General features: G+C 59.6%; 7 protein-coding genes. 5 read left to right on the forward strand and 2 right to left on the reverse strand.

Going from position 1 to position 5,564, the window contains the following annotated elements:
* A partial coding sequence (gene dnaX / locus B3361_RS21100) for a DNA polymerase III subunit gamma/tau (RefSeq protein ID WP_286920349.1) occupies window positions 1-1,189 on the reverse strand: 1,189 nt, incomplete at its 3' end.
* A gap of 120 nt (window positions 1,190-1,309) precedes the next feature.
* Between dnaX and B3361_RS21105 the strand changes: the two genes are divergently transcribed.
* The 3 genes from B3361_RS21105 to B3361_RS21115 all read left to right on the forward strand — a co-directional run bounded on the left by B3361_RS21105 (window position 1,310) and on the right by B3361_RS21115 (window position 2,767).
* Window positions 1,310-2,083, forward strand: a complete 774-nt coding sequence (locus B3361_RS21105) for a substrate-binding periplasmic protein (protein WP_009683915.1) — start codon at window positions 1,310-1,312, stop codon at window positions 2,081-2,083.
* A 276-nt stretch (window positions 2,084-2,359) separates the two neighbouring features.
* Window positions 2,360-2,554, forward strand: coding sequence for a hypothetical protein (locus B3361_RS21110; protein WP_054881969.1), 195 nt, complete (start codon window positions 2,360-2,362; stop codon window positions 2,552-2,554).
* A gap of 33 nt (window positions 2,555-2,587) precedes the next feature.
* On the forward strand, window positions 2,588-2,767 hold the full coding sequence (locus B3361_RS21115) for a hypothetical protein (protein ID WP_054881968.1): 180 nt from the start codon (window positions 2,588-2,590) through the stop codon (window positions 2,765-2,767).
* 15 nt (window positions 2,768-2,782) lie between these two features.
* Here B3361_RS21115 and B3361_RS21120 read toward each other — a convergent pair whose 3' ends face one another.
* Window positions 2,783-3,271 carry a DUF2938 domain-containing protein gene (locus B3361_RS21120; RefSeq protein WP_054905807.1) on the reverse strand — a complete coding sequence of 163 codons (489 nt, stop codon included), beginning with the start codon at window positions 3,269-3,271 and terminating at the stop codon, window positions 2,783-2,785.
* Window positions 3,272-3,353: 82 nt separating this feature from the next.
* Here B3361_RS21120 and B3361_RS21125 point away from each other — a divergent pair, with 82 nt between their 5' ends.
* Window positions 3,354-3,773: a helix-turn-helix domain-containing protein gene (locus tag B3361_RS21125; RefSeq protein ID WP_009683919.1), complete on the forward strand. Its 420-nt coding sequence runs from the start codon at window positions 3,354-3,356 to the stop codon at window positions 3,771-3,773.
* Window positions 3,774-4,045: 272 nt separating this feature from the next.
* Window positions 4,046-5,347 carry a site-specific integrase gene (locus B3361_RS21130; protein ID WP_182336656.1) on the forward strand — a complete coding sequence of 434 codons (1,302 nt, stop codon included), beginning with the start codon at window positions 4,046-4,048 and terminating at the stop codon, window positions 5,345-5,347.
* Window positions 5,348-5,564: the final 217 nt, after the last annotated feature.

Raw genomic sequence — 5,564 nt, forward strand, 5'->3', positions numbered from 1 at the left:
CCGCTCTTCCGATCTGCGCAGGGGCTGCCACCGCGTTGGCAGGATCAGCTGTGGCCTGGCTGATCCCCACTGGCTTTAGCACCGGTTTCGGCGCATCGTCGGTGTCGGCCGGGCGGAAGGCGAGCATCCGCAACAAGACCATCTCGAAGCCACCACGCGGGTCCGGCGCCAGCGGCAGGTCACGCCGGCCGATCAGGCCCATCTGGTAATAGAACTGCACATCCTCGGCCGGTAATGCCTGGGCCAGCGCCAGCACCCGGTCACGGTCGCCCTGGCCGTTGTCCACTGCCTCGGGCAGCGCCTGGGCGATGGCTACACGGTGCAGCACGTTGAGCATTTCCGCCAGCACGCCAGCCCAGTCCGGCCCTTGCTCGGCCAGGTTGCGCACGGCCTCCAGCAGGGCCCGGGCATCGCCCTCGAGCAGCGCCTGCAGCACCCCATAGACCTGCCCGTGGTCGAGGCTGCCGAGCATGGCCCGCACATCGGCGGCCAGCACCTTGCCTTCGCCGAATGCGATGGCCTGGTCGGTCAGGCTCATGGCGTCACGCATGGAACCGTCGGCGGCGCGGCCCAACAGCCACAGGGCATCTGCCTCGAACGGGACGTTCTCCGCAGCCAGCACATGGCTGAGGTGCTCGACCACCCGCTCCGGGCTCATGTTCTTCAGCGAGAACTGCAGGCAACGCGACAGGATGGTGGCCGGCAGCTTCTGCGGGTCGGTGGTGGCCAGGATGAACTTGACGTACGGCGGCGGCTCTTCCAGGGTCTTGAGCAAGGCATTGAACGAGTGCGTCGAGAGCATGTGCACTTCGTCGATCAGGTAGACCTTGAAGCGCCCACGGCTGGGCGCGTACTGCACGTTATCGAGCAGTTCGCGGGTGTCCTCGACCTTGGTACGGCTGGCGGCGTCGATTTCGATCAGGTCGACGAAGCGGCCCTCGTCGATCTCCCGGCACACCGAACAGGTGCCGCAGGGCGTGGAGGTGATGCCCGTCTCGCAGTTCAGGCATTTGGCGATGATACGGGCAATGGTAGTCTTGCCCACGCCACGAGTACCGGTGAACAGGTAGGCATGGTGCAGGCGCTGGTTGTCCAAGGCATTGATCAAGGCCTTGAGCACATGGGTCTGGCCGACCATTTCGCGGAACGAGCGCGGACGCCATTTACGTGCAAGAACCTGATAACTCATCGAAAAACCATCGTAGCCTGATCGAGCGGAAGATCGCTAATGCTAGCGGAGCGGGGGCAAAATTGCACCCTGCGCAGCTCGTCTAAGCTATGAATCGGGCGCCTGTTGTGCAGGGAGGAGATGCTTTTGCGAAAACTGCTGGCCTTGCTGTTGGTCTGGGCTACCCAGAGCGTGGCAGAACAGCCGGTGCTGCGTTTTTCCGTGGCTGAAAGCTGGAGCATGCCGCTGGTGCGGATTGAAGATGACCAGCCGGTCGAGGGCCTGGTCTATGACCTTGTACAGGCGCTGGCCCGGGAAGCAGGGGTCCGCCCGCAGTATCACGTGATGGCCAGGCTGCGCTTGCAGGAGGCCATGAACAGCGGTGACATTGATGTGCGCTGCTACGTCAGCACGCAATGGTTCAATGACCGCCCGGGGGACTTTGTCTGGAGCATCCCGCTGTTTCACCAGCGCGACGTGCTGGTGGGGCGCCTTGGCGACAGCAACCCGGTCGCAGCAGAGCAACTGCCGCCCCAGGCCATCGGTACAGTGCTGGGGTACACCTATCCAACCTTGCAACCCCTGCTGGACCAAGGCCGACTGAGTCGCGAAGACAGCCGCAGCCAGCTGCTGGTCCTGCAGAAACTGCAAGCCCACCGCTATCGCCATGCAGTGAGCAACGAGTTGTCGCTGCAGTGGTTCAACCAGGGGCAGCCGGCAGCTCGGCAGCTGCAAGTGCTGGCAGTACTGGAGGAGCAGGACCTGGGGTGCATGGTGCGCAACGACCCGGCGATACCCACACAAGGGTTGCTGCGGGCCTTGGTGCGCCTGAAACAGACGGGGGAAATCGAGCGGATCCTGCAACGATACGCAGGGATGGGCCGTAGCGACAACCCGTCTGTCGCTCGCCCGTGAAACAGAAGCGCTGGTGATGTACAGAGGCAGCAAGCCAGCACGCTCCCTGTGGCCGCTGGGTTGCCGGCGATCTACGGCGAAGCGGGTGCCTATACCGCGTCGCCTGTTTCGCGGGCACGCTCGCTCCCACAGGGTATTGCGACCGATTCGAGCTCGCGTGCTGCCTGGGACATGGACTACAGCATGCATGGAAGCCGGCGATAGTGCCTCGCACCCTGACAGCACATAGTTTCGTGATACCTATGGCAGCATTACCACTACTGAAAAGACAGGCCGATGCTTCAGGATGACCGCGAACACCTCGAACTTGAGAAGTTACAAAATGAAGGCCGCAAGCTAGGCGCCGAGACGCAGAAATTCGTGGCAGAAGCGCGTAAGCTCAGACAAGAAGCACTTTGGTATCCCATAGCAACTGGCTCAGCGGTTGTAACGACCATCGTTGGCATCATGGCGCTGGCCAGCAAGCTGTGAGTTTTAGATCGATCCAGTAACAAGGAGTCGCTAATGCGCTTCACTCCCCCAAGTCACACTGAAAACGCACGAAGTGAAGCGGAGGCATTCGCCGAGGAAATGCGCAAGCTTAGAACATCCTCACCCTGGACAGGCGTGCTGCTGTTTTACCTTGGCGGCCTTTCTACAGCGCTCATGCTGATTGCCGGCATTTTCATCCTGCGCTCGCTCTGACCGCCTGGCCTGTCCTCACACCGAGGCCCGCAGCCCCGCACTCAGGAACAACCCCACACCAAACACAAAATGCGTAGTCAGGCTCTTCACGCAGTTACGCGCAGGCGCCGGTGTCCTCGACGCAAAGAACCCTGCCCCCAACAACGGCTGCATGAGACACAACGGCGCAACGGCCGTGCTCACACCGAGAACTACCGCAGGCAGCAAGGTAGGCGCCATCAACCATCGTTCCCCCACAAACCCAACCAGCAATATCGCGAACAGCACGCCGACGGCGTAATGAATCCCCCACCCCAACACCTGCTCATGCCGCACCGGCTCAGCCTTGGCAATCGCCTGATGCCGCACACGCCCATTCAGCAGATGCCCCGCCCAACGCCCGACCATGGCGAAACTCAAGGTGGCAACGCCAAAGCGCCTCAGCAACAGGCCCCACATGTCCATCACTACCGTAGCACCGATACCAATCGGCAAGGCCGCTGAAAACATCGCAGTCAACGTCATTGAAAAATCCCCCATAGATTGACTGTCATCACCACGCCACGCAGCATAGAAGTTGAAGCCAGCTTTAAGTCAAGGACCCAAAATGGACATAGCCGACGTTGCCAAACGCACGGGCGTACCCGCCTCGACACTGCGTTACTACGAGAAGAAAGGGCTGCTCAAATCGCTCGCTGCACACGGCCAGCGGCGCCAGTTCGCAGCCGATGTGACCGACCGCTTGGCGCTGATCGCCTTGGGCCAGGCTGCGGGGTTTTCGCTGGATGAGATGGGAGCGATGCTGGTGAATCTTCAGGTCGACCGGCAGAAGCTGCTACTCAAAGCCGATGAACTGGATGCACGGATCAGGCGCCTACAGGCGATGAGCAAAGGCTTGCGACATGCGGCGCAGTGCCCTGAGGAGGATCATCTGGCCTGCCCTAAATTCCAGCGACTGATGAAGCTGTCGGCGGTGGGAGCATTGGGCGAGAAGCAGGACAGAAAGAAGGCGTTCGCAGCAGATTGAGGTTTTCCGACCCCGGAAATGGAGGCGGCCCCACCAGCCACACCCCGGCACTCGATGTTCCCGCTATGGCTGCTCCCTTCCGGGCCTGACCAGGTCGCATGCAAGCATGCACGGGAATCAATGCGGGCCTTATGGGGCAAGGGTTTCAGGCTGATGAGGTTGTTGACCATCGTCCCGTGCAGACACCGAGCACGGTCGCTTAAGGCTCGGGGTGTGACCAGAATTGTTCCACTCAATTGGTCCACTTTACTGGTCCACTCTGGTGTTCATTCATGGCCTACATTGTTCGCCGCCAGTCCGTTTACTACCTCAACCTTCGATTACCCAAGCACCTATTCCCCAACCGACACACCCTTCGATTGTCCCTGCGTGTACGTGAACGTCAGGCAGCTCTCTTCCTTGCATCGTCATTAGCTCAGCAGGTTAATCGCCACCTGAGCGAGCACCCGTTAACAGCCCCAGAAACGCTGCGTACGCTGTGTGAGCAGTGGCGTGAAGCGACACCTCAAGTATCCGTCCCGACCGTTTCAGGGGCGGTTCCAGCAGCCATACAGAAGCCAAGAGGTGAAGGCCCTACCCTGGCCACCCTTACCAAGCTTTATATAGAAGAAGGGAAACGCGGTGGCACATGGCGACAAGGCAGCATCGATGACATTGAGCGTGCCCTAGCCGATCTATTCGAGCTGGTGGGTGATATGCCTGCGATAGCCTTCGATGCTCAGCAAGCTCGTCTCCTAAAGGAACGGCTCAGCCGCTGCCCCCAGTACTTCAACCTACGTCCCGAGTTCAAGGGTAAGACGTTGAAGCAGGTGGTTGAGTCAGGCAGCACCTACAAGACCATCACTGCCGTCACGATTAATAACCGCTTACGTAAGCTCACTGCGTTCATGAACTGGTGCAAAGCGAACGGGTACGTCACTGACAATCCTCTGGCTGGCATGAAAGTCATGGCGGGGTCGGCAAAAGAAGCACGACTCTCATTCGACCGCAGCGACTTGGCGACACTGCTGAGTCATGAGGCGCTGCGGCAGGAAGCACGCAAGCACCCGTGGCGTTACTGGTTGCCTTTGATGGGTAGAGCTACAGGGGCACGACTGGAAGAGCTATGCCAGTTGCGGGTTGATGACTTCACTGAGCACCAGGGTATGCAATGCATTCGCATTGATGACAGCCGTGAAGGCCAGAACCTCAAGAACGCCAGCAGCCGACGAGTGCTTCCCCTGCACCCTGTCCTGCTGGACCTGGGCCTGCTTCAGCATGTTGAATCGGTCAAAGCTACCGGCGCTGATCGTGTATTCCCTGAGCTAGAAGCAGTGCGGGGCAAGCTCGGCCATGCTCCGTCGAAGTGGTTCGGTCGCTACAAGACAAGACTTGGTATCACCGACCCCCGCAAGACCTTTCACAGCTTCAGACATACGCTAATCGATGACCTACGTGACGCCGGGGTCCAGGATTCGCTAATCAAACGGATTGCTGGACATGAAGACGGAGCGGTCACCTTCAGTATCTACGGCAGCCGTAGCCCTCTGAGGGCGATGCTAGAGGCCCTCAAGCACATCCACATTCCAGGCTGAATGCTTTGCACGCAGAAGCGCTAGCCTGAATCCTAGGTTGTCTATACGACTGGGCACTGCCCCATTTGGGGGCATGAGTAACCATCCCGACGCCTGTTGTCTATACATCTACTCATTTGCATACGTACGCACGTACGCACTTGTATAGGTAAGCCATTGATCAATGGATCAAGCAATCACTTGATCAATGGCTCACGTGCTTGAGTGCTTGAGTGCT

Source organism: Pseudomonas sp. UBA6699, from assembly GCF_002454615.1.
GTDB lineage: Bacteria > Pseudomonadota > Gammaproteobacteria > Pseudomonadales > Pseudomonadaceae > Aquipseudomonas > Aquipseudomonas juntendi.

Bases quoted from the DNA above. Each gene is read 5' to 3' on its own strand.
- B3361_RS21120 (WP_054905807.1), bottom strand. From the start codon at position 3,271: ATGACGTTGACTGCGATGTTTTCAGCGGCCTTGCCGATTGGTATCGGT.
- B3361_RS21130 (WP_182336656.1), top strand. From the start codon at position 4,046: ATGGCCTACATTGTTCGCCGCCAGTCCGTTTACTACCTCAACCTTCGA.
- B3361_RS21105 (WP_009683915.1), top strand. From the start codon at position 1,310: ATGCTTTTGCGAAAACTGCTGGCCTTGCTGTTGGTCTGGGCTACCCAG.
- B3361_RS21125 (WP_009683919.1), top strand. From the start codon at position 3,354: ATGGACATAGCCGACGTTGCCAAACGCACGGGCGTACCCGCCTCGACA.
- B3361_RS21110 (WP_054881969.1), top strand. From the start codon at position 2,360: ATGCTTCAGGATGACCGCGAACACCTCGAACTTGAGAAGTTACAAAAT.
- B3361_RS21115 (WP_054881968.1), top strand. From the start codon at position 2,588: ATGCGCTTCACTCCCCCAAGTCACACTGAAAACGCACGAAGTGAAGCG.